Source organism: Cohaesibacter marisflavi (assembly GCF_963665895.2).
GTDB classification, from domain to species: domain Bacteria; phylum Pseudomonadota; class Alphaproteobacteria; order Rhizobiales; family Cohaesibacteraceae; genus Cohaesibacter; species Cohaesibacter marisflavi.
Window position 1 is genome coordinate 3,189,367 of record NZ_OY762534.1, and the last position, 23,692, is coordinate 3,213,058.

General features: G+C 52.6%; 13 protein-coding genes and 2 pseudogenes. 1 reads left to right on the forward strand and 14 read right to left on the reverse strand.

Annotation, left to right across the window (positions count from 1 at the left end; translation table 11 throughout):
- Positions 1–24: 24 nt before the first annotated feature.
- The 12 genes and pseudogenes from ACKPCT_RS15430 to ACKPCT_RS15485 all read right to left on the reverse strand — a co-directional run bounded on the left by ACKPCT_RS15430 (position 25) and on the right by ACKPCT_RS15485 (position 15,080).
- Positions 25–693: a flagellar hook assembly protein FlgD gene (locus ACKPCT_RS15430; protein ID WP_090069423.1), complete on the reverse strand. Its 669-nt coding sequence runs from the start codon at positions 691–693 to the stop codon at positions 25–27.
- 412 nt (positions 694–1,105) lie between these two features.
- Positions 1,106–1,351, reverse strand: a complete 246-nt coding sequence (locus ACKPCT_RS15435; RefSeq protein ID WP_090069421.1) for a hypothetical protein — start codon at positions 1,349–1,351, stop codon at positions 1,106–1,108.
- Between the two features lie 53 nt (positions 1,352–1,404).
- Positions 1,405–1,857, reverse strand: a complete 453-nt coding sequence (locus ACKPCT_RS15440; RefSeq protein ID WP_090069419.1) for a flagellar export chaperone FliS — start codon at positions 1,855–1,857, stop codon at positions 1,405–1,407.
- 1 nt (position 1,858) lies between these two features.
- Positions 1,859–3,616 carry a flagellar filament capping protein FliD gene (gene fliD / locus ACKPCT_RS15445; protein WP_319567348.1) on the reverse strand — a complete coding sequence of 586 codons (1,758 nt, stop codon included), beginning with the start codon at positions 3,614–3,616 and terminating at the stop codon, positions 1,859–1,861.
- 69 nt (positions 3,617–3,685) lie between these two features.
- Complete coding sequence (locus ACKPCT_RS15450; RefSeq protein ID WP_319569427.1) at positions 3,686–4,753, reverse strand: flagellin; 1,068 nt, start codon at positions 4,751–4,753, stop codon at positions 3,686–3,688.
- 66 nt (positions 4,754–4,819) lie between these two features.
- Positions 4,820–5,251 (reverse strand): annotated as a pseudogene (locus ACKPCT_RS15455) (flagellin); the annotation flags it as partial.
- A 512-nt stretch (positions 5,252–5,763) separates the two neighbouring features.
- Positions 5,764–6,831, reverse strand: a complete 1,068-nt coding sequence (locus ACKPCT_RS15460) for a flagellin (RefSeq protein WP_319569428.1) — start codon at positions 6,829–6,831, stop codon at positions 5,764–5,766.
- A gap of 66 nt (positions 6,832–6,897) precedes the next feature.
- A pseudogene (locus ACKPCT_RS15465) lies at positions 6,898–7,329 on the reverse strand (flagellin); the annotation flags it as partial.
- Positions 7,330–7,688: 359 nt separating this feature from the next.
- A complete protein-coding gene (locus tag ACKPCT_RS15470; RefSeq protein ID WP_319567349.1) occupies positions 7,689–8,903 on the reverse strand; it encodes a flagellin in 1,215 nt (404 codons plus the stop codon).
- A 123-nt stretch (positions 8,904–9,026) separates the two neighbouring features.
- Positions 9,027–9,683 carry an RNA polymerase sigma factor gene (locus ACKPCT_RS15475; RefSeq protein ID WP_210186656.1) on the reverse strand — a complete coding sequence of 219 codons (657 nt, stop codon included), beginning with the start codon at positions 9,681–9,683 and terminating at the stop codon, positions 9,027–9,029.
- Between the two features lie 1,011 nt (positions 9,684–10,694).
- Complete coding sequence (locus tag ACKPCT_RS15480; protein ID WP_319567350.1) at positions 10,695–13,811, reverse strand: efflux RND transporter permease subunit; 3,117 nt, start codon at positions 13,809–13,811, stop codon at positions 10,695–10,697.
- 6 nt (positions 13,812–13,817) lie between these two features.
- Positions 13,818–15,080 (reverse strand): efflux RND transporter periplasmic adaptor subunit, encoded by a 1,263-nt coding sequence (locus ACKPCT_RS15485; RefSeq protein WP_210186655.1) that lies wholly within the window; start codon positions 15,078–15,080, stop codon positions 13,818–13,820.
- Between the two features lie 115 nt (positions 15,081–15,195).
- On the opposite strand from ACKPCT_RS15485, the gene ACKPCT_RS15490 reads away from it, so the two are divergent.
- A complete protein-coding gene (locus tag ACKPCT_RS15490; protein WP_090069407.1) occupies positions 15,196–15,705 on the forward strand; it encodes a MarR family winged helix-turn-helix transcriptional regulator in 510 nt (169 codons plus the stop codon).
- Between the two features lie 180 nt (positions 15,706–15,885).
- On the opposite strand, the gene ACKPCT_RS15495 is transcribed toward ACKPCT_RS15490, so the two are convergent.
- Together ACKPCT_RS15495 and ACKPCT_RS15500 are read right to left on the reverse strand one after the other, a co-directional pair.
- The gene (locus ACKPCT_RS15495) at positions 15,886–18,651 is read right to left on the reverse strand and encodes a sulfide/dihydroorotate dehydrogenase-like FAD/NAD-binding protein (protein WP_244544594.1); all 2,766 of its coding nucleotides are present in this window, start codon (positions 18,649–18,651) and stop codon (positions 15,886–15,888) included.
- On the reverse strand, positions 18,648–23,627 hold the full coding sequence (locus ACKPCT_RS15500) for a 2-oxoacid:acceptor oxidoreductase family protein (RefSeq protein WP_319567351.1): 4,980 nt from the start codon (positions 23,625–23,627) through the stop codon (positions 18,648–18,650). Before ACKPCT_RS15500 ends, ACKPCT_RS15495 begins: the two co-directional genes overlap by 4 nt.
- Positions 23,628–23,692 lie beyond the last annotated feature (65 nt).

Sequence of the window (23,692 nt, forward strand, 5' to 3'; positions counted from 1 at the left end):
AGCTGCGCTAACCTGTTGAATTTATTAACTATCAGAACTAACTGAGATGATTTGGTCGAGCGTGAAGAAGACATCGCCCATTGTCAGATATGTCTGGCCAGAAGAAGCATCGACACCAGTGACCTTTCCCGTTACCGAGGTGCTGGTTTCAATGTCATTGCCTTCTTGATCGGTCGCGGTGATCTCAATTCTGTAGGTGCTGCCATCGTCCAGCTGCTTGCCTTCATCGGTCACGCCATCCCATTTAAATTCATGGGACCCATCCGCTTCGGTCTCACCATCGGCTGTGTAGACCGAATTGCCGTCTTCATCGAAGATCTCGATTTTGACATCTGTGGCATCGCTTTCGAGCGCGTAGTTCCACTGGGCGGAACCATCCTGAAGCGTCGTGGTATCGCCAAGGACAGAAACAGATTGCCCGATATAGCCGAGGCCATTCGCAGCGATCATTGTATCCAGAGATGAGACGACTGTTTCGAGGCGGTTCGCATTCTCGACTTGCTGATCGTAGGTCGACAGCTGAACCATCTGGTTGAGAAATTCGGTCGTATCGGTGGGATCGGTCGGGTTCTGGTTCTGCAACTGCTCGACCATGAGCTGCAAGAACTGCGATGTATCCAACCCCAGCCCCTGACTTGAAGTCGTAGTGGTCGTCGTACTTGCTGTAGAAGAGGCCAGTGCAGATACAGTCATGGCTTTAGCTCGCGCGTTTTGAGAAAACACGAGATCAAGACACGGATTTCGCCTCATGCCTTCATCCCTCATATTTCTGAAACGGGACAAAAAGCTAAATCAGGCGGTATTTTTTCATTTTTTATTTAGGAAAATATTGCCCTATACTTATTTCCTCTAGGAATTAATTGCCTACCTAAATAAATACGCGCAATTTACGAGTATTTAATTGTAATAAATTCCTATAATTACAATATTTACTTTAATAAATCCTCGTATATCTAGATTTCGCCTACCCAAAGGACGCGATGAAACAAATGATTAAATATGAGAACCGCTACTGCTTGCGAAAAAGCTTTTGTAATTGGGTGCCACACCACGCGCAGATACTCAGACGGAGCCCGCGCTTTCAAAGCAGCAGCACATCATGATGTTATTTTTTGACTTTCGTCATGATGCGATTGACAAGAGAGGCCGGAGCCTTCGGGGCTGGCGAGGCCTTCGCCAGCTTGGGAATGCTTGCTGCAAGTCGCAAGCTATCTTGTGCATCTTGGGAAATACTTAAAAGAGCAAGGGCTGGCGCCACTTGCTCTTCTGGCCAATTTCTCAAATCCGGACCGTGTTGATCCAACAGTTCCTCGAACTGCTCAATCGTCATATCACCTTCGGACTTGGCCATAATTGTCCTATCATTGGCTGGACAATTAAGCCGTCGTCTCGATCGTCCAGGCGTTATACCGCTTCAGCGGCAACCACTTCTTCTTTTTGATCTAAAATCCCGCCCATGACGGTGTCAATGCTTCGTTGCTGCATTCTTGCGAGTTCTGCCCATGCATTGCGGAATTCCAGAATACCGCTAGCCAGCGTAGCATATCTTTGGATCGCGTCATCACGTCCATAAGCATTGTGTAAAGCAAAAATGTTGCTGGTATACATGTCGATGAACTGCTGACCCATTTGCGGGTCCACATCCAGATTCACATTCTGCCGCAGTCCACTCAGAATCTTGGAGGCATGAACAACACGCCCGAAAGCGCTCTCGAATTCCTTGCGCTTGATATAGTAGGCTGTCAACACGATCGCATTCAGCGCTTCATCGAGCAGCATAGCGACAGCTTTGACGGGCGGCACAGCCGTATTGGCAGTCCTATAGGCGTTCACCGCGCGGTTTTGCGCATAATTCATATTAGTCTCCCGAATTGAGAATGGCTTCCAGATAGTCCAGCGAACTTTGGGCCTCTTCGATCGCTGCCTGGTAAGATGAGTAAAGCTCCGTCAGACGCATTTCATAAGCATCAACGATGCTCATATAGTCGTCATATTCGGCTTCATAATCTTCGTTTTGTTCTTCGAGGGATGCGATCTTCTCAGTCAAAAGACCATCATCCTCATCTGTATATTTGTTCAGTGACTGGAAAAGCTGTTCCGCCATGCCAGCAGAACTGCTGAAGGAGATCGTGGCATTTTCATCGCCTGTATAGACAAAGGTGATCCCCTCATAGTCCGTTCCCTCAACACCAACGATACGGGTGCCATCCACCTCGAACAGCCCCGCCTCTCCGTCTGCAAGAACACCGACAAGAGCGCCTTCCTCATCAACGGTAAAGTCAAGCGTCAGCTCCGAGGGCATGTTGGCGTTACGCCGCAGAACGGCCAGATCGGAATTGCTGGTTTCATACTGGAAGTTGAGCACATCCTCGATCTGATCGATGTCGTTCAACAGCGCGTCGTTCAGCTCGCTTTCATCCAGCTCCAGATAGTTATTCTCATCGTAGGAAAGCCCGAGCAGCGCCATGCCTTCGCTATCAATCACCTTAGACAAACCGCGCGCGATCTCTGTGTTGATATTGCGCAGCATATTGTCGCCAAACAGGGTCGCGTCATCGGAGACGGATCCGCTTGCGTCGATCGCCTGTTGGGTGATGGCCCATTCACGATAGGCATTGTAGCTATCGGCCAGCGAAACCACGGCATCCTTGATGGAAGACAGGGACTGGCCAATCTCGACCGCGATGGATTCGCCAACGTCGGTGGTTTGGTAAAGAGAGAATGTGACGCCATCAATCACATCATCAACAGTATTACTTTTTCGGGAGATCTCGACGCCATCGACGTTAAATTTGGCGATTTGCGAAGATTGTAACTCGTCAACATAGGCACCGCTGCCGTCGGTCAGCCCGAGCGACTGGCCGATGTCATCCCCCTCAACCGAGGTCATGACGATATCCGCGCCGGTCTCCCCCGTCAGCACGAGACGAAAGTCGTTCTCATTGACGGCGACCACCGTGGCAGTTACGCCCGTATAATCGGTTCGGGTATTGATCTCATCTGCGATCTCGACGAGGCTCATGGTGTCGTCGACTTCAACTTGCAGCAAGGTCGGATCTTCGTCCCCGTCTTTATTGACAGGAATGGCCGCTCCTTCCATGGAGAGTGAGATCGTACCCGTATACCCGAGTTCATCATAACCGCTGCTCTGCGAAGCGCTGGCCACTTTTTGGGAGGTTGCGAGCTGATCGATGGTGAGCTCGTAGGTCTGGATGGCGACACCCGCCTCAGCGGTCACCACCAGTGAATTTTCAGCATCCGCGCCACCGATACCTGTCAGATAGGCTTCGCGCGAGGAAAAAATGTCATCCTGTTCTGTCAGGGATTCAGAGACGCCTGTGATGGTCTCGACAGAATCCAGCATGTCACCAAGCAGGTCCTGCATGGTGTTGTAGGATTCAATTTTGGCTTCATTTTCCGTGATTTTATTGCTGATACGATCCGCTGGGAGCTGCTTTTGCAGCACTGCCGCCTCGATTAGGGCATCCCAATCGATATCCGAGTCGGACGACACATTGGCAGTATGAGCGGAGCTGGAGCTGGATGAAGACGTAGTGGTAGTGTTCGTTGTCGTGGTCGTCGCCGCGCCTGTATCGGTAGAACTAACACTCGTCATTTGCCAAACTCCTGTATTAGTTATACGGACAGGGCCACCCGATCAGGCGGCCCCATCTGAATATTAATTTTACCGAATAAGACTGAGCAGGTTCTGTGGCATCTGGTTGGCCTGAGAGGCAGCTGCAACAGCGGCCTGAACCTTCACGCTGGAGGAAGACAGAGAGGCCTGTTCCTTGGCGATGTCCACGTCAGCGATGGCAGACTGTGCTGCTTCCAGGTTTTCAACGCTGGTGTCGATCTGGGAAGAGCGGAACTCGAACCGGGACATGGTCGCACCGATTTCAGCACGCGCATCAGAAATGCTATCAATCGCCATATCGAGCACGGACAATGCCTGAGCTGCACCCTCTTCCGTAGACACGTCCAGATCAGCGATACCCAGAGACTTTGTATCGAGAGAAGCAATGGACAGATTGATGGTATCGGCAGAAGTGGAACCAACAACGATTTCAGCGCCCGTTGTTGCGACTTCCGTCGTCTCGCCGCTGGTGGTTCCAGCTTCCAGTCCAAGGGCAGCAAGATTCAAACCACCGTCACTATCTGTGCCAGCGATCGTTACGTCAGCGCTGTCCCCCGTTGCAAGACTGGTGATCGTGATGGCTTCAGAGGCGCTATCATAAGCAACTTCATATTGATAGTTGCCATCATCATGCAAGCCTGTTTCGATCTGTGCAGCAAGGTCTTCATTGCTCAATGCAGTACCGGAACCTTCAGTGAAGGCAGCTGTGATGTCGAGCTTGGAACCACCAACTTCAATTTGGATTGTTTCTTCGGCAGTTGCGCTCGCATTTGCATAGCCTTTAGCAGCTGTTACGCTGGTGGCGTTGTCCAGACCAACGTCTGCCAGTGTCGTATTGGCAAGAGCTGTACCGTCAGCGATTTCAACCGTAGTACCATCAACGCCGGTCAGGGAAAGATTGCCAGCGTCATCCACGGAAGCGGTAATTTTTCCAGCCAAGTTGGCATCCCCAGCCACAGCTGTGTTAATGCCATCCGCAATTTGCTGTGCGGTCAGCTTGTCACCGATATTGGTGAGGGTAAAGTCCGCATCGACGGTGTTGGTACCATCACCGATCTTAATAGAAACGACCTCATTGGCAGTGTCTGCGATATAGACGCCATCGGCACCGATCATAGCGGAGGTACTGGCGGTACCCGTAACATCAGACGTATAAGCAGCGGCCGTTTCCGTATCATCCACGGAAAAGTCACTGGAGCCATCCAACAGGCTCTGGCCGTTGTAGCGGGTGGATTCGGTGATGCCATCGATTTCGTCCTGCAGCTGTTCAAATTCAGCCTGCACATAAGCACGTTCCGTATTGGTAACTGTACCAGAAGCAGACTGGGAGGCCAGCGTTTTCATTCGTTCAACGATGTCAGCAATGTTGGATGCGCCACCGTCTGCGGTCTGCAAAACGGAAATACCATGGGAAGCGTTGGTGGAAGCCTGTTCCAGCGCGGCAACGTCGGTACCGATTTTAGTGGAGATAGCCAGACCGGCAGCATCATCAGACGCCTTGTTGATGTTGGACCCACTGGCCAGTTTGGCAAGCGAGTTGGTCTGATCACTTGAGTTTCTGTTCAAAAAACGAACTGCAGTGTTTGCTGCGGTATTGGTAGAAATTACGGGCATAGTCGAACTCCTGAACTAAACGATAGCCGCGCTACTGTTACTAAGCGGATGACGCTTTTCCTTGCGTCTTGACTATTCAACGGGCCAAGCAGAGCAAATCGGGCGCTAAATATTTTTGGCCAACACGCCTCAAAATTAACGTTGAATAAAGAGTTCGATCCAGAATTTTCACCTTGTTAGGTTTTACCCACGCATTTCCAAGCATTTACAGAGAAAAAGATTAACAACAACTCCGTTATTTTGGGTGACTTTTCAAAAAATAAACTTCAAACGACCAAATCTTATGATTAACGGCAAGTTAATATTCCCCGCCCCACGTAATGGACACAAGTAAACCACCTGAATTCAGTAAGCATTTGTAAAGGAAAGGCCCGGGTAGCCTCTTGCTATCCAGACCCTTCGAACGGTCAATCAGCGGTTCAAAAGCACCTGTCTATTGCATAAAAAGCGGTCGGATGCGTACTTGACGCGTCCGACCGCTTTAAGATTTCGAGCTATCTCTATAGCTTGTATTACTGGATCAAGCTAAGCAGGTTCTGCGGCATGTCGTTGGCTTGAGAAGCGGCTGCAACAGCGGCCTGAACCTTCACGCTGGAAGAAGACAGGGAGGCCTGTTCCTTGGCGATGTCAACGTCGGCGATGGCAGACTTGGCAGCATCAAGGTTTTCAACGCTGGTATCGATCTGGGAAGAGCGGAACTCGAACCGGCTCATTTTTGCACCAAGCTTGGCGCGGGCATCCGAAATAGTATCAATTGCCATATCCAGTACGGAAAGCGCTTCAGCAGCCCCTTCACCGGTGGAAACGTCCAGATCACTAATTCCAAGTGCTTCGGTCGTCAACGAGTCAATTGAAAGATTGATGGTATCGGCAGAAGTGGAACCAACAACGATTTCAGCGCCCGTTGTTGCGACTTCCGTCGTCTCGCCGCTGGTAGTTCCAGCTTCCAGTCCAAGGGCAGCAAGATTCAAACCACCGTCACTATCTGTGCCAGCGATCGTTACGTCAGCGCTGTCCCCCGTTGCAAGACTGGTGATCGTGATGGCTTCAGAGGCGCTATCATAAGCAACTTCATATTGATAGTTGCCATCATCATGCAAGCCTGTTTCGATCTGTGCAGCAAGGTCTTCATTGCTCAATGCAGTACCGGAACCTTCAGTGAAGGCAGCTGTGATGTCGAGCTTGGAACCACCAACTTCAATTTGGATTGTTTCTTCGGCAGTTGCGCTCGCATTTGCATAGCCTTTAGCAGCTGTTACGCTGGTGGCGTTGTCCAGACCAACGTCTGCCAGTGTCGTATTGGCAAGAGCTGTACCGTCAGCGATTTCAACCGTAGTACCATCAACGCCGGTCAGGGAAAGATTGCCAGCGTCATCCACGGAAGCGGTAATTTTTCCAGCCAAGTTGGCATCCCCAGCCACAGCTGTGTTAATGCCATCCGCAATTTGCTGTGCGGTCAGCTTGTCACCGATATTGGTGAGGGTAAAGTCCGCATCGACGGTGTTGGTACCATCACCGATCTTAATAGAAACGACCTCATTGGCAGTGTCTGCGATATAGACGCCATCGGCACCGATCATAGCGGAGGTACTGGCGGTACCCGTAACATCAGACGTATAAGCAGCTGCCGTTTCCGTATCATCCACGGAGAAGTCGCTGGAACCATCCAACAGGCCCTGACCGTTGTAACGGGTGGATTCGGTGATGCCGTCGATTTCGTCCTGCAGCTGCGAGAATTCAGCCTGAATGTAGGCGCGTTCTACATCGGTTACCGTACCGGAAGCGGACTGGGAGGCCAGCGTTTTCATTCGCTCGACGATATCAGCAATGTTGGAAGCACCACCATCTGCGGTGTTCAAAACCGAAACAGCGTGGGAAGCGTTGGTGGAAGCCTGTTCCAGCGCAGCCACGTCGGTCGAAATCTTGGTCGCGATAGCCAGACCGGCAGCATCATCAGAGGCTTTGTTGATGTTGGACCCACTGGCCAGCTTTGCCAGAGAGTTGGACTGATCATCGGAGTTTCTGTTCAAAAAACGCACTGCAGTGTTTGCAGCTGTGTTGGTAGAGATTACTGGCATGGTAGATATCCTGACTCGAAAAAAATGGCTCCACTTTACAGTGCCGTTAAGTGCGTTATTTCACGCGTTGTATTTGTAACGGGTCAGGGTTGGCAAACCGGGCGAGATTTATTTTACTTTATTTTTTAACCCTTTAAACCTTTGTTAACTATAAGGTTTTATCGGCCCTTCTTTGATTTTAAGCATAAATTAGCTGATTTCAGCCATTTTTTCGCTCAATATCGGGTTTTATTATAGTTAATGAAAGATTAAATTTGGAAAATTACTTGGTAAATTAATTTTCATAAAATGCGGGAAGCTTCGCAAAAAGCAACAAGCCGACTATATCCACCAAAAGAAAATCTGCGGTAGCAAAAGGCCTACTGAAGGAGCTTGAGCAGATATTGCGGCACTCTGTTGGCTTGCGCCACAGCGGCGGCAGCCGCTTTTACGCGCACGGTCTCGGAAGACATCTTCGCCATTTCCTTGGCGATATCGACATCCATAATCGCGGATTTGGCCGCTTCGAGATTTTCAAGGCTTGTGTCGATCTGCTGCGAGCGAAATTCAAAGCGGGACATGGTCGCCCCCATCTCGGCGCGCGCATCAGCAACAGACCCAATCGCTAGATCGAGCAAAGAGAAAGCCTTTGTAGCACCTTCTCTGGAAGACAGATCCAATCCGGACAGCCCGAGTGCTTCTGTCGTCAGGGCCTGAATGGAGAGATTGATCGTATCGTTGCCAGAAACACCAACCACCACATTCGCTCCGGTGGTCACCGCCTCGATTGATGCGCCCCGCTCCTTCACGTTGTCCCCTTCCGAGAGCCCCATGGATGCAAGCAGCCCACTGTCACCCGTCACATCCGAAATATCGAGCGTTGCGTTGGCGCCAGTTTCTTCGCTTGCGAAGATAAGGGCTCCGCTCGCATCCACTGATGCCGATACGGTATAGTCACCCTGTTCTTGCAGAGAGTGATTGATCGCATCCGCCAGATCCTGCGACGACAAAGCCTCTGTGTTGGCTCCATCACTGTGACTGGTCACCGTCACCACCGTGCCATTGATCGAGAAACTGGCGCTCGCATCATTTGCAGATGCGGCAGCACCATAGCCGGCAGACACGCCGCTATGAAAGACCGCTGCGGTCTCCACGGTGTCATCGGAATAGTTGCTTGAGCCGTCCAGCAGGCTGACGCCATTATAGCGGGTGCCAGCACTGACGCTGTCGATCTCTTCCATCAGGGCTGCAAATTCGGTTTGAATATTGCTGCGCTCATCGTCCGTCACCGTTCCGGAAGCTGCCTGCGATGCAAGGCTTTTCATGCGCTCCAGAATTTCGGATATCGATGCTGCACCGCCGTCTGCCGTTTGCAACAGAGCCAGACTGTTGGAGGCATTCACGGACGCCTGCTCCAAATTGGCAAGATCAGAAGACATGCCCGTCGCTATCGCCAACCCTGCCGGATCATCAGAGGCTTTGACGATGCGCGATCCGCTTGAAAGTTTGGAGATGGAGTCACTGAGCCGGGTTGAATTCTGGTTCAAATATCGCACAGCAATGTTGGCGGCAATATTCGTGGAAATTACGGGCATGCTCAAACTCCTCGTTACGGGCAGTTGGCGCTTGCTCATATGAAAATGCTGTGCGCCTACTGTCTCTAACGGGAGGCAATAGCTAAACCGGGCGAAATTAAATCAGATTGCAGCGAAAGGTGCTTAAGGTTGCGTAAATAGCGAGAGAATATCGGAGCTATGTGCCTTGAGTATCTGACGCAGTTTTTGACGTCCGCGCTTGAGCAGAGATTCCACGGCGGACACACTTGTTTCCATAATTTCCGCGATTTCGCTGTTGCTCATACTCTCGTTATAGGAGAAGACGATGGCGATACGTTGCTGATCCGGCAACTGAGCAACAGCCCCTTCAAGCAGATCGATTGCTTCCTGCATCTCAAGAATGGCAGACTGGTTCGAGCTGTCATCTTTAAGATCGGGCAATTCGTCCATGGCGGACGTTCTGTTTTTGCGCAGAAGATCAATGCAGCGGTTGGTCACGACCTTGAAAAGCCAGGTCGAGAATTTAGCGCGCCCCGCTTTCCAGTTACCCCTACGGGTCCAAACCTGAAGGAACGCATCCTGCAGCACATCTTCGGCCTCAGGGCCATCTTGCAGGATACGATAGGCAACCGCATAGCCACGGTCGACATGGCGTTCAACGAGCGCCTGAAAGGCTTCTTCCTGTCCCAAAGCGATCAAACCAAGCAATTCGTCATCACTCAGAGCAACCAGGTCACGCGCCTGCAGCAGTTGCGACTTTGTCGTAACCGTTTCAGGTATGTCCGATTGTGAAACAGATTGCATGGTTGCGTTCTTCATTGTTCAGTCCATCAACGTTTCAGGCTAAGAAGTCACCTCACAAATTTCTTCCTACTAATAAAACGTTGTACCGAACTCTTTCAGGCGTGTAACTATAAGTTTTTTTTCAGCTTATTTCTGATCTTTTCTAGGAAAAATCTGCATTTTGCCCGGAATCTTTTGCCTAGTAAAAAGTGATAATATCTATTCTGCAGTATATACACGAAATAAAATTACAATATCGCATATTTTACCATAATTATAATAATTTTAACTTTATAAAAATTTTTTTAAATAGATTAAAAAAATTAATTCAGCAATAATTTAGAAATTATTGCTCTTAATTTTTATATACAAACATATTCAAAATACTCAATACACATATTGATGATATATAAGTTTCGACAAATAGGATTTTTACATAGATTTTTTTTGATACACAAGATTTTCAATAAATATCACTATTTCTGAGAAAAAGTTGTAATACTATTTTATGTTTACCTTCTAAATATACCAGATCATTATCTAAATATCTTCCTCTCCCTAATTCGATTAGGAGCTTGTTAATATACATTACTAAAGTGTTAAAACATTCAATTTTTACGAGAATTTATATTTAGACAGAGATGGACAATTGTAGAAATATTTTTATATGTACCTACACAAAATAGAATCTTTCCCACCCCTGAAAGCCCCCTGTTTCTGCACAGAAAAAACAGCAGAAGCAGTTCATTTGACTGACAACGGGCCGTTTAAATCCAGCTCTGCTCACCGAAATGAGTCGATTGAACCTCCTATCGAATCATATTTTCACGTCATTCCCTCGGGTGAATTCATCTGGCTTGATCGCTCCCTTTCCACGTCACTCCTCAGTCAAATAGAGCTCTGAGATGGAAAACCGAGTGCTTTTAAGCTGGCGGTATTTAGCGATTTTCGTGCCTGTCGCATGAAAAGAAAATTGGCGCACAAGTCAGCACGCCAATTCACTTTCTTCTCAAGATCCTGGTTCGCCAAAATCAGACCATCGCGGCTTTACGCCTCGGTTATGGTTTCCTCGTCGTGTCTCTCACCAAAGAGACGACGAACAATGACATAGAGCACCGGCACCATGAGCACGCCGATAAAGGTGGACGCGACCATGCCACCGATAACGCCGATACCAATCGCATTTTGAGCATTGGCCCCCGCCCCTGTGGCCACAGCCAACGGTAGCACACCAAGAATGAAGGTTAGCGCCGTCATCATGATGGGGCGCAGCCGTTGCAAGGAAGCCTCAACCGCCGCATCCACCAAAGAATATCCCTGCTTATACAGCGTCTCGGCAAATTCAACGATCAGAATCGCGTTTCTGGCTGCAAGCCCGATCGTGGTCAGAATTCCAACCTTGAAATAGACATCGTTGGACTGGCCAAACAGCCATGCGGCCAGCAAGGCACCAAAAATGCCGATGGGAACGACAAGCATCACAGAGATTGGAATTGACCAGCTCTCATAGAGGGCCGCAAGCGCCAGAAAGACAATCAGGAACGACAGGGCATAGAGCATTGGCGCTTGTTCACCAGATTGCCGTTCCTGATAGCTCAAACCGGTCCATTCCACGCCATAGCCTGTTGGCAGCTGCTCTGCGAGCGCTTCCATTGTCTCCATAGCCTGACCGGAACTGGTGTTTGGCCCGGCAGATCCGTCGATTTTTATCGCTGACGATCCATCATAACGCGCAAGGCTGGGGGCAACCGGCTCCCATTTGGTGGTAACGAAAGCACTGAATGGCACCATATCTCCTGAGCTGTTGCTGACATACCACTTGCCGATATCTTCCGGCTGCATGCGGTATTCAGCCGCCCCTTGAACAATGACAGGGCGCAAATTGCCGTTGAGATCGAAATCATTGACATCTGTGCCCGAGAAAATCACCGACAGCATGGCGTTGATGCTGCTCAGTGACACCCCGAAGCTCTCGGCCTTGGGCTGATCAATCAGAATCCGCAGGGCACTCTCGTCTTCATTTTCGGAAGACCGGATATTCTGCACGCGAGAATCCGCTTTTGCCAGAGCGACGAGTTGATCAGCGGCATCGGACAGGTCAGCGTGAGACCCGCCGTTGCGGGCAACCAGATACATCGAGAAACCGCCTGAATTGCCCAACCCCATGATGGCGGGAGGCTGCATCACGAAAATCTCGGCCTGACGATTGGCCGCAAAATGCTGATTGATACGCAGGGCAACAGAAGCCGCATCCAGCGACGTGTCCTCGCGCTGATCAAAGTCCTTGAGCTTGATGAACATCATGGCCTGGTTGGAACCAGCCCCACCGAAACTGAAGCCAAGGGCTGCGAAGGTTGCATCAATTGAATCACCTTCTTCATTAAGCAGGTAGGATTCCACCTTGGAGACGACTTCTTTGGTCTGCTTGTAGGTGGAGCCCTCCGGCAGCTTGATCTGACTCATCAACATGCCCTGATCTTCCGTCGGCAGGAAGGAGGAGTTCATTCTCTCATACACCAGCCATGCCCCGCCTGTTACCAGCACCAAGACAAGCAACATGGTGAAGGGCGCCTTCAGAATGAAGCGCACTGAAGCCCCATATAAGCGGGACAGCTTATCAAATCCGTCGTTGAACCAGCGCGCTGGAGCGATTTCCTTGCCAGCTTTCTTCTTGCGCAAGAAGCGCGCGCAAAGGGCCGGAGATAGCGTGATAGCCACGAAGAGAGACAGCACCATGGCGGCAATCATTGTCACGGAAAACTGGCGATAGATCACGCCGGTCGATCCTCCGAAGAAGGCCATGGGCAGAAACACCGCCGAGAGCACCACCACGATGCCGATCAGGGCGCTGGTGATCTGCCCCATACTGCGGCGCGTCGCTTCCAGCGGTCCGACATCTTCGTCATGCATGAGCCGATCCACATTTTCGACAACCACAATGGCATCATCCACCAGCAGGCCGATGGCCAGCACCATAGCAAACATCGTGAGCGTATTGATGGTGAAGCCCGTTGCGGCCAGAACAGCCAGTGTTCCAAGCAACACGACCGGCACTGCGATTAATGGAACAAAAGTGGCGCGGAAAGACTGCAGGAAAACCAACAGGACAAGCACCACCAGCACAACTGCTTCGCCCAGCGTGTGATAAACCTTGCTGATCGACAGTTCCACAAAGGGTGACGTGTCATAGGCATAGCGCACTTCGACACCATCAGGGAGCGAGCCTTTCAGCTTGTCCATGGTGGCACGGACAGCAGCTGACGTATCCACCGCATTGGCGCCCGTGGCCAGATTGATGCCGAACCCGGCAGCATTCAACCCCTTGAAAATGGAGTTGGAGCCGTAATCTTCCTGTCCGATTTCCACCTTTGCCACATCGCCCAGATAGACAGAGCCACCATCGTCATTGGTTTTCAGCAATATCTGCTTGAACTGGTCGACGGTGGTCAGCTGGCTTTGCGCTGTCAGGGTTGCGGTGAATTGCTGTCCTTCCGGTGTTGGCTGCGTGCCTAGAGAACCGACGGAAACAGTGGTATTTTGAGCCTGAACGGCACTGACCACATCGCTTGGCGTCAGCTGATAGCGATTAAGAGACATCGGATCGAGCCAGATGCGCATGGCATAGCCAGATCCGAAAGAATTGATGCCGCCGACCCCGTCTGTACGCTGGATCGGGCCTTCCACCACTTCCTCAAGCAGGTTGCCCAACTCAAGGGTGGAATGTTTCCCGTCTGTTGAGACAAGAGCGCCAACCAAAAGAATGGAGTCATTGGACCGCCTGAGATTGATGCCGGCATCCTGAACGGCATCTGGCAACTGGCTTTCGATCTGGCCGATCTTGGTCTGCACATCATTCTGCGCCGTCACCGGATCAACAGCACCATCAAAAACCAGTTCAAGGGAAGCGCGCCCCGCACTTGAGCTTGAAATGGTGTAGAGCACGCCGTCCACATCGGTGAGGCTGTCTTCAATGACCTTGGTCACGGAGTTTTCCACGGCCTCGGCGGTAGCGCCCTTGTAACTTGCCGATACACGAATGGTCGTCGGTGCAATATCCGGATACTGGGCCACCGGCAGACTGGTGATGGACCAAGCCCCGGCCAGCATCGTGACAATGGCAAGCACCCAGGCAAAAACCGGGCGATCAATAAAGAAAGATCCCATGTCGGCCTACTCCTTTTCTGCCACGTCGGCAGGCTGGGCCTCGCCTGATGCATTGCTATTGGGCACCTTGGCCGCATCACCATCTGTCACTTCCTTGATGACGCCATCGACATATTCAACGGGAATGGTCTTGATCTCGATGCCTTCGCGAAGGTTGCGGATATTGTCGACGATAATCTGGTCTCCCGTTTCCACTCCGCCGGTGACAATCCAGTTATTCTGATAGGAGCCGATCTCATCAAGTGTTGCGACCGCGACCTTGCCCTCGCGGGCCACATAAACCGTCAGGCTGCCATCGCTGGCGCGCTGGGTGGCGCCCTGAGGCACCAGAATGGCTTCAGAGGTGCCCAAAGTGGCGTCCACGCGCAGAAACTGCCCCGGGATGACCATGCGTTTGGGATTGTCGAACTCCATCCGCAGGGCCACGGTGCCGGTCGTGGTAGACACGGATGTACCGGGCGAACGGAGCGTGCCTTCGCCATCCAGCGTTTCGCCGGTTTCCAGCTGTAGCTTGAGGCTCAGTTTGTCGGCGCGCTTGATGAAGCCATTCTCGACAAGATTGCGAATGGACAGCATTCGTACACTCGATTCCTGCACATCAACATAAATCGGGTTGAGGCGCGTGACTGTCGTCAAGGCAGTCGTCTGGTTGGACGTCACGATTGAACCGACAGAGACATCTGCAACTTCGGGAATGCCCGAAATGGGGCTGCGGATTTCCGTCCATTCAAGATTGAGTTTGGCAGTGCGCAGCGCTGCCTCAGCTGTTTTCACGGAGGCTTCTGCTTGATGCAGACTAACCTCGGCATCCTTCACATCGGCAGAGGAGATGCCCGTGCCTTCAATCTTCTTGTAGCGCTCAAGCGTGATTTGTGCGCCTTCCAGAGAGGCCTTTGCGCTGGCCACCTCAGCTTCAGCCGACTGGACAGAGGCTTCGTAGGTCTCATTGTCGATACGAAACAGCAGGTCGCCAACCTTGACCGGTCGGCCTGGTTGATAGGCGATTTGGGCGATAACCCCATTCACCCGAGGACGAATGGAAACCTGCTCATAGGCCACAGCCCGTCCGGGAAGAGTCACCTCGTATGGGACATCAGCCTGTTCTAGCGTGATGACACCGACAGGCAAGGGCCCCTGGTCCGACCCGCCCATGGCAGCGCCTGGTGCAGGCTGCGCCCAGACAAGAGAGGGAACCAGAAGGCCGACAAGCAAGGCCAGAGTTGGTGGAAGCATGGGTCTGAAAGGCATGCGTGTTTCTGAGGCTGTCATGATTATTTGTCTCTTATTGGTTTTCAACTGACCGTCTGATTTCAGATTTCAGCATTGCCAAAGCGCGGCTGACGATGCATTTTATCTTTCTAGCAAGATAAATAAGGTTTCTGTCATGAATGTGGAAGAGCGAAGCAAACAGGTGTGCGAGAACTGGCCGGAGGCAGTTACGCCTTACATGCAGAGTGCAGCTCTCATTCAGCGTCTTTCATCCCTATTGCAAGAAACGACGAAGCGGCTGCTTAAGTTCCATGATCTGACCTATATGGAATTTGATGCTTTGGCGGCCCTGCGCTCGCAGAAACCCGGCGCGACGATGACACCGACCGAGCTTTATGACGCTCTCCTGATTTCCTCAGGAGGTCTGACCAAAGTTCTCAAGTCATTGAAATCAAAAGGTTTCATTACCCGCAGTTATTCACAAAAAGATGCCAGACAAAAGCTGGTTCTATTAACGGACAAGGGGCGTGCAAAGCTAAGCGAGATCATGCCTCAGATTGCCGCCAACGCTGAGACGCTGTTGCAGAACGGGTTTGAGAGCCCGGAGGCATGCACTGCATTTGCCGATGATCTCAAGCGAATTATTCAAACCGCCGAGCGGGAAATCAACCAACAAGGGCGCTAAATTCAGACCGAATATGCGAAAAATCTACGCATATTTGCCCACAGATATCGTGTAACCGACTGTAGCTAGCTGTCTATTGGGACATATTCGCACCATTTGTCATCAATCCCAAAAGAAGAAGCCCCCGGAAGACATTCTTCCGGGGGCTCTTTTATGCAAAGCTCATAGGGCTGATTGATATCAGTTGAGCTTGTGTTTTTCCATGCTGCGAACTTCCTGCACCTTGAACTGGCCAAAGCGTGGCAGGAACTTGTCCCATTCGACGGTGTGAGCGTCGAATTCCGGCCCGTCGATGCAAGCATGCTGACGCATTGTCTTGCCATCTTTGAGCACGGGCACCATGCAGGCGCCGCACATGCCGGTAGCATCCACCATGATGGAGTTGAGGCTGACAACAGTCGGCACTTCATATGGCTTGGTCAGATCGCTGACGGCACGCATCATCATCGGAGGACCGACAGAGACGACTTCCGCAATCTTGCGGCCCTTGGAGGTCTTGTCGTCCTTTAGCATGTCTTCAAGCGGATTGGTGACAAAGCCCTTGATGCCGAAGGTGCCATCGTTGGAACAATAGATGACATCAAGCATGTCGCCATATTTGGCCTTCAACAGCCCCATGCGCTCGTCGTCGCCCGTCCAGAACAGATGGTCTGCTGAACGGAAGCCGATGATCATAGTGACATGATTGCCGGTTTCCAGGTGCGCCTTGGCGATCGGATAGATGGCTGGCAGGCCCACGCCACCGGCAGTGAAGACAACGGTTTCTTTTTCCGGATCGAACTTATTGACGTCGCTTGGTTCCCCAAGCGGGCCTGCGATACCGGCGAAGAAATCGCCTTCGCTCATCTTGTTCATCATCTTGGTCGAGGTACCCATGCCCTGAATGACCAGATCGATGGTGCCGTTTTCCTTGTTCCAGTCAGCAAGGGTCAGCGGAATGAGTTCGCCATCATCGGTTGCCAACACGCGGACAAACTGGCCAGCCCGAGCGGACTGGGCAATCACCGGTGCGCGGATTGTCATCTCGACAATGCCGGCAGCCAGATCCGTGTGCTTGAGAACGGTATGTTCAGCCAGACCAAGGCTGGTGAAGTGGTCCGCTCTCTTGACCCGGTCGGCAATCTCGTCAGACACCAGATCAATGGCACCGAGGATCTGACGGGCAGCAGCCTGACCATCACCGGCAGCAAGGATCGCCGTGGACCCGCCACGAGCAGCGTCACCACCGGTATAGATGTCATCAATCGATGTCTGCTGGCTGTCTTTGCCAACATTGATTGTGCCCCATTTGCTGACTTGAAGCTTGGGTTCAGACGACGGAATGATCGGGTTGGACTTGTTGCCAAGGGCCATGATGACCAGATCCGCCGGCATTTCGATGACTTCCCCGGTTGGACGCGGACGACGACGACCGGAGGCATCCGGTTCACCCAACTCGTTCACATCCACAACAGCATGGGTGACGAAATGGGTGTGATGATCGCCAACGAACTCTTTCGGTCCGCGCAGTTCAGCCAATTCGATGCCCTCTTCGAGTGCATGCTCGAGTTCTTCAACACGGGCAGGCATCTCAGACTGGGTACGGCGATAAACGATGGTCACGTTGCCGCCAAGGCGTTTTGCCGTGCGGGCTGCGTCCATCGCGGTGTTGCCACCACCAATCACGAGGATATTCTTGTCCTTGACGTCCGGAAGCGGCGTTTCATAAGCCGGATCACGACCACGCATCAGGTTGACGCGGGTCAGGAACTCGTTGGCCGACATGACGCCGAGCAATTCTTCACCCGGAACATTCATGAAGGTTGGCAGGCCAGCACCGGACCCGACGAAGATTTTCCAGAAGCCTGCGGCTTTCAGGTCTTCAAGGGTTGCGGACTTGCCGACCACGAAGTTTTTGACGAAGCGACCGCCCAGAGCGTCGATCTTGGCAACCACATCATCGATCAGCGAGTTTGGCAGACGGAATTCGGGAATACCGTAGCGCAACACGCCGCCCAGTTCGTGGAAAGCTTCAAAGACCGTTACCGGGAAGCCTTCAACAGCCAGCAAATAGGCGTTGATGAGGCCAGACGGACCGGACCCCACCACCGCGATTGGTGGCTTTTCGGCTTTCTGCCAAGGGCTGACAATGCCAGCGAAGCGCGCGAGCTGATCCGGATTGGCAGCTTTTTCATGCTCGGGCAGGAACCATTCCAACTGACCGATCTCGATCGGACGGTTGGTATGCTTACAGACACCCTGACATTGATGCTCCTGCGGACAGACGCGGCCAGTGACGTTTGGCAGCGGGTTGCAGCTTTCGATCAATTCCAGCGCCTGACGAATCTTGCCCTTGGCGAGCAGATCGATCATTTCCGGAATATGGATCTTGACCGGGCAGCCACCAACCTTGGTGGCTTCTTCGTCCTTGGTACGCTGGATGATCTGGCCCAGTTCGCAAGGCTTGTCTTCGCACTGTTTGTCGCGAAGCACTTCCAGCCAAACGATCATTTCGACTTCCCGCAAGGAATAGCCGAGGGACTGATAGCCCAGATAGCCCTGGTTCACCAGCTCGAAGTCAGCAGACCGCGCTTCCGGCGTGCGGATATAGGGCGGAATGTAGCTGTCTTCAGGCCAGCCTTCGGAAAGGCCCTTGAACATGGGATAGCGATCGGACATGTAGGCATCAAGCGCCTTGATGAACTTGCGTTTGAACCGGAGCGGCAAGCTCCAGATGAAACGCTGGATCAGGGTGCTCATGTCATCATTCTTGAGCAGAAGGCCCCAGAGAGTCTTGATGAAGGGCTCGCCCAACTCGTCCTTCTGGAATTCCCAGGCCATGGCCTGGGCTCCGTCCGCGATGAAGACATTCCGCAGGGACCGGGGGTCCGCTGCGAGATGCTTTTTCAGAACATCCATTTGATGATCAAACAGAGCGTCCTGCGTTACTGCAGTATCAACGGTCATCTTACGATCTCCGCGTTGCATTTTGCCGCCACTTTCATGATGCGGGACTTCAGGTCCGGAGTGACTTCGACCTGTTCCAGAGCACCGGGGATGGTGTGTGCCACTTCCATGACAGACCCATTCTCGACAACCTTGGTCAGTTCGAAGAGCTCAGGAACATCCTGATAGCAGGCTTTGCAGTTGGTGCAGAGCGATACGTCCTCTTCATGAATATGCGGCAGGCTGGCTCCTCCTGCAGCAGGTGCTGCATCGGATGCTCCATTGGCCGCTGCGGCGGAAGCTGAACCACCAAGGCCCAGAACTGCCGGGGAAGCAGACATGGAAGCCATTTCAGCCATGCCGGCTGCGATGCTGTCCATGGAAAGCTCACGGGATTCCAGAGCTTCCTTGTATTTGGCTTCCATTGCAGCCAGCTCTTTGCTGTGAGCAGCATCGAGTTGAGCAGCGGTTTGACCTGCAAGATGCTGAAGTGTGCGCCAGTTCTGACGACGTTCTTCAACCAGATGCACGATCATGGCACCAACTTCCAGTTTGACCAGTTCCTGTTTGGCATTGGCCTTGAGGATGTATGGAACCTTGCGGCCACGCTCTACAGCTGGCATGTCGATGAATTCATGCAGCGGCACAGCATCCACTTCACCCTTGATCGGGCGGAACTGCTTCTTGAAGCGGACTTCATCGTAAGCATAGTCAGCCGGAGTAAGTGGCAGATCCATCAACTTGAGCTGGCCATCTTCCATATAGGAGATGGTCTGCATGGCCCAATCCTGATCCTTTGCCGGGTTGCCTTCGATGTCGAACCGTTCAGCAAGGGTTTTCCCTGCTTTGGGATCATGCACGAAGAGCGGGCTGACACGGGCTTCAACAGCCAGTTTCGAGCGGCGGTTGGCCGCGTCATCAGCGATCCCGTGTTCACCCTGACATGGCGTGTAAACGTCAAGCAGTGCTGGTGAAGAGGAATGCTTCAGATAGGCCATCACATTCTTGAGGAAGTGACCCGGGAAGGAGGTTGCACTCTGCACCACGAAAACATTCGGGTGGAAGCTTGCAATCAGACCCAGTTCCTTGCGGTCTTCGAGCTTACCAGGGTTGGCCTTGCCGAAGCGGGCCAAGTCACTGTCCTGACCGGACAGGGAGGCCGTGGAAGCCTGACCACCGGTGTTGGAGTAAACGCCCGAGTTGAGCACCATCACCTTGACCGGCGTGTTACTTGCCAGCAAGCGGGACAGGGCACCGAAGCCGATATCATAAGCAGCACCATCACCGGAGATGTTCATGAAGGTTGGCAGCAGGTCGCGTTCAGCGTCGGAGAAATTGTGCCATTCGAAATTGTTGAAGAATGCTTCATCCGTTACCGGATCGTAGGCATTGGCCAATTCGAGTTTAGCAAGACGCATGGCCTTGAAGTCAACTGCCGCATTGGCAGTGGTGCCTTCAAAGATACCCTTGATGACGGCCGGTCCATCATGGAACAGGCTGTTGACCCATGGGTCATTGTAAGGGTTGAACGGGAAGGTCGAAGCATAAACCGAGCTACAGCCGGTCGCGTTGGCAACAACCAACGGAGACTGACCATTACCGGTCGGGCCACCTTCTAGCATGAAGAGGCGTTTTTCGAGCACCTTGAGGGCGCCGGAAATACGGGCTTCGCGTTCGCTATCGCCTTTGACTTCTTCAAGCTTAAGGGTCAGGCCGTTGACCAGTTCTTCCAACTCACGCACATGAGCTTTCTGACGACGGTCATGGATCGCATGGGTTGCGGAAACAACCTGACGAATGGCCGTAACCTCGCCACAGCCGCGACAAGCACCGTGACCACCGGTGGTGGAATAGTAGTTGGCGCGATCCAGCATCATGCGCTTGATCTCGTTGTCGTCCTCAAAGGCCGGTTCAACAAAGCGGGCTGGCGTGTTCGGTGTTTTGGAAAGGAAGTTGAACTTGGACTGCAGATCATGCAGCAAGCCAGCGTCCTGATCGGCGGCCACCAGAGCACCCGGACCACAGATGTCCACGCATTCCAGACAACCTGTGCATTTCCAAGGGTCGACTGCCACGGCAAACAGACCACCCTGACCGGTGTGTTCGGCTTCCATGGAGTCGAAGAATGGACGGGTCTTGGCAACAGGCAGAACCGACACTGCTTCCACGATGCGTTCCAGATTGCCCTTGACGACAGCGCTTTCAACATAAAGCTCGTTGACCGCTTCGGCCACCAGTTTGGCAAAGCTCGGAGCGTCATCCAGCGCATTATATTTACGGCGAACCGTCTCACCAACAGTGCGGACATATTCACGAATGACTTCGCGCTGTTTTTCCGGCATGTCGATGTCTTTGGCGGCAGCCATCAGCAGAGCGTCGATATCGAAGACGCTTGGCGGAATGGCAGCATCCGGGCAGACCATGGAACAATCCAGGCAGCCTGTACATTTTTCAGGATCGAAGACCGGCACTTCACGCCGGAAGAGGCCCTTGTCCTTGGCAGCGGCAGACCCGGCAGGCATGAACATGCCTGAGCCCGGCAGGACCGGCGCTTCACCGATGGCACCTGCGCGGAATGGTGCTGCGACCGTTTCTTCATAATAGGCAGTATCAAACAGACCTTCCGGAGAAGATTCCGAAGCAATACGGCACATGTTGGAAGAAATGGATGGGCTGAATTCAGGAACCGGGTCGCCTGCGGCGTCCACTTCGACAAATTCAGGAGCCGAATAATCGACAACAGCCGTTTCCTCGACGCCATCGCGGATGACCGCCATGTTGCCTTCAACAACAGCTTCGCCCTTGGTGCCGAATTTGTAGTTGATCTGGCTGCGGATCTTCTCGATCACAGCTTCACGATCAGCCCCTTCGGTCACGCGTTCCACATGGCCACAGACGGCGCCGATGAAGGCGATGCCCATCATGCGAGTCTGAAGAGCGGCAACTGGAGCATGTTTCTTGGCAATGGCAAAGCCGTCAACCACCAGGAATTTGATCTTCCGGTCGCGGATGGTCTTGCGCATGGCTGCAGGCAGTTCTTTCCAGACTTCAAGCGCGGAAAGATTGGACTGCAGAATGAAGGTGCCGCCTTCAACAAGGCCACGCAGCGGATTGCTGTGAGCGAAGACCTTGTGGTCTGGCGAAACAACCACTTCCACATCTTCCAGATCGGCGTTGGTGATCAGCACCGGCTCTGGAGAGAGCGTGATATAGTAGTTGGTCGGAGCGCCCGATTTTTCCGAACCGTATTTCGGTGCGGATTTGGAATAGAGATGCAGGGCGTTGGCCAGAATGTCCGTGAGCAGCTTGCCGGTGGCAATCGTGCCGTACCCGCCAACTGAATGGAAACGGATGCGCAGGGCACCTTCTGGCAGGAGGCTCGGGTTCGGCTTGGTTTCCAGTGCCATCAGTTCGGTTTCAGGATAAGCGTCTTTCAGCTTGGCCTGAAGCTCGTTCATGATCGGGCTTGCATCCTTGGAGAAGAACTGGCTGCCCAGATAAACAAATGGCTGGCAAGCACCGTCCATGTTTTCATAGGCTGCGACCAGATGGCGAGGCTGCAGGTCATGGGCACCCAGGCCGAAGATGGCGGTCGTCAGTTTTGGCAGTTCCTTAAGGGCAGGGACGCCCGGATAGCGTTCGCCAGCACCATTTTCCATGGCTTTCATCAAGGCTTCCTTGACGAAGGCAGTCAGAGCGGTGTTGTCGGAACGCTCAAGAATGGTGACTGCTTTTTTGCCTTTGACGGCTTCCACGAATTCCGCATCCGGGAATGGCTGCAGCATCTTGATGGAAACCACGCCGACCTTCTTGCCCTGACGGCGCAGGTAAGCAGCAACCGCTTCGGCATCGTCGGTGACAGACCCAAGGCCAACCAGAACGGTTTCGGCATCTTCGCATTCGAAGCATTTAACCGGAGCATAGCTGCGACCGGTCAGTTCGGAATATTCATCCATGGCTTCGCGTACGAAGCGAGCAACGTCACGCACAAAGTGGGTGCGATGGTCAACAGCACCGGCCTGGAAGTCCGGCTGGTTCTGAACACCACCCGTAAGGCCCGGATTGTTGATATCAACCTGAGCAGGAACGCGCTGGCGAGTGCCTTTCTGGAAGGCATTGGTCCACTGGCGACTCCACTGCTTGTGCAGCTCTGCCGGCAGCATGTCCAGAGTTTTGGCAACCATCTCGCCCGCATTGTCGGCTTCAACAGCATCAGCATTGTCATCAAGGAAGGCAACGAGCTTGGCGTAGGCGTCTTGTTCCATATCAGAACTGTGACGGCCCAGATAGCGTTTGAGCTGGAAGACGCGCCCTTTGGCACCATAGAGCATTTCCTGTGCGACGGTCGGGCACATGATACGCTCAGATGGATCACCAACGAATTCGCGCAGCAGGTCTTCTTCCGGCATCATGACTTCGCTCATCATGTGAGATGTCACGAAGCCATCCATGCCGTTGGCAACCGGAATCATCGACATCGCGCTGACCTTGTAGGAGATCGCGGCAAGGTCGGCAGCTTCCTGCGGGTTGGACCCAAACAGGATGGTGTAACCGGATGGTAACAAGGCGTAGATGTCGTCATGGCCGGCCATCACGTTCAGTGAGTGGCGGGAAACGGAGCGAGCCGCAACTTGCATGACAAAACCGCCGACTTTCTTGCCGACGGTGACATAATGCGATTCAAGGCCATAAAGCACGCCCTGGGAGGACGAAGCGTTGGACACATATTGTCCGCCCGTAAGCGCAGCGCCAAGAGCGCCTGACTGAGCCGAATGTTCGCCTTCAGGTTCGAAGAAGAAGGGATGACGACCCCAGACATTGAGTCCGCCGCCAGCTCTGAAAGCTTCATAGATTTCGGCAATCTCGGTAGAAGGCGTAATCGGATATCCGATGACTCCACCGCACACCTGTCCCATTACCTGGGCTACGGCGCCGTTACCGTTAATTACCGTTGAATTTCCGGGATACGCCGGCGTTTTTGGAAGTTTTTCGTTCATATTCTCCACCCAATTACAACAGACCGGTTGTTGGTAGTGTCAGCCTGTCGAAATGAAATAAAGTG

What these genes read in the sequence shown, in the direction of transcription:
- ACKPCT_RS15430 (WP_090069423.1), bottom strand. Translation starts at nt 693, where the DNA reads ATGACTGTATCTGCACTGGCCTCTTCTACAGCAAGTACGACGACCACT.
- ACKPCT_RS15435 (WP_090069421.1), bottom strand. Translation starts at nt 1,351, where the DNA reads ATGGCCAAGTCCGAAGGTGATATGACGATTGAGCAGTTCGAGGAACTG.
- ACKPCT_RS15440 (WP_090069419.1), bottom strand. Translation starts at nt 1,857, where the DNA reads ATGAATTATGCGCAAAACCGCGCGGTGAACGCCTATAGGACTGCCAAT.
- fliD (WP_319567348.1), bottom strand. Translation starts at nt 3,616, where the DNA reads ATGACGAGTGTTAGTTCTACCGATACAGGCGCGGCGACGACCACGACA.
- ACKPCT_RS15450 (WP_319569427.1), bottom strand. Translation starts at nt 4,753, where the DNA reads ATGATCGGTGCCGATGGCGTCTATATCGCAGACACTGCCAATGAGGTC.
- ACKPCT_RS15460 (WP_319569428.1), bottom strand. Translation starts at nt 6,831, where the DNA reads ATGATCGGTGCCGATGGCGTCTATATCGCAGACACTGCCAATGAGGTC.
- ACKPCT_RS15470 (WP_319567349.1), bottom strand. Translation starts at nt 8,903, where the DNA reads ATGCCCGTAATTTCCACGAATATTGCCGCCAACATTGCTGTGCGATAT.
- ACKPCT_RS15475 (WP_210186656.1), bottom strand. Translation starts at nt 9,683, where the DNA reads ATGAAGAACGCAACCATGCAATCTGTTTCACAATCGGACATACCTGAA.
- ACKPCT_RS15480 (WP_319567350.1), bottom strand. Translation starts at nt 13,811, where the DNA reads ATGGGATCTTTCTTTATTGATCGCCCGGTTTTTGCCTGGGTGCTTGCC.
- ACKPCT_RS15485 (WP_210186655.1), bottom strand. Translation starts at nt 15,080, where the DNA reads ATGACAGCCTCAGAAACACGCATGCCTTTCAGACCCATGCTTCCACCA.
- ACKPCT_RS15490 (WP_090069407.1), top strand. Translation starts at nt 15,196, where the DNA reads ATGAATGTGGAAGAGCGAAGCAAACAGGTGTGCGAGAACTGGCCGGAG.
- ACKPCT_RS15495 (WP_244544594.1), bottom strand. Translation starts at nt 18,651, where the DNA reads ATGACCGTTGATACTGCAGTAACGCAGGACGCTCTGTTTGATCATCAA.
- ACKPCT_RS15500 (WP_319567351.1), bottom strand. Translation starts at nt 23,627, where the DNA reads ATGAACGAAAAACTTCCAAAAACGCCGGCGTATCCCGGAAATTCAACG.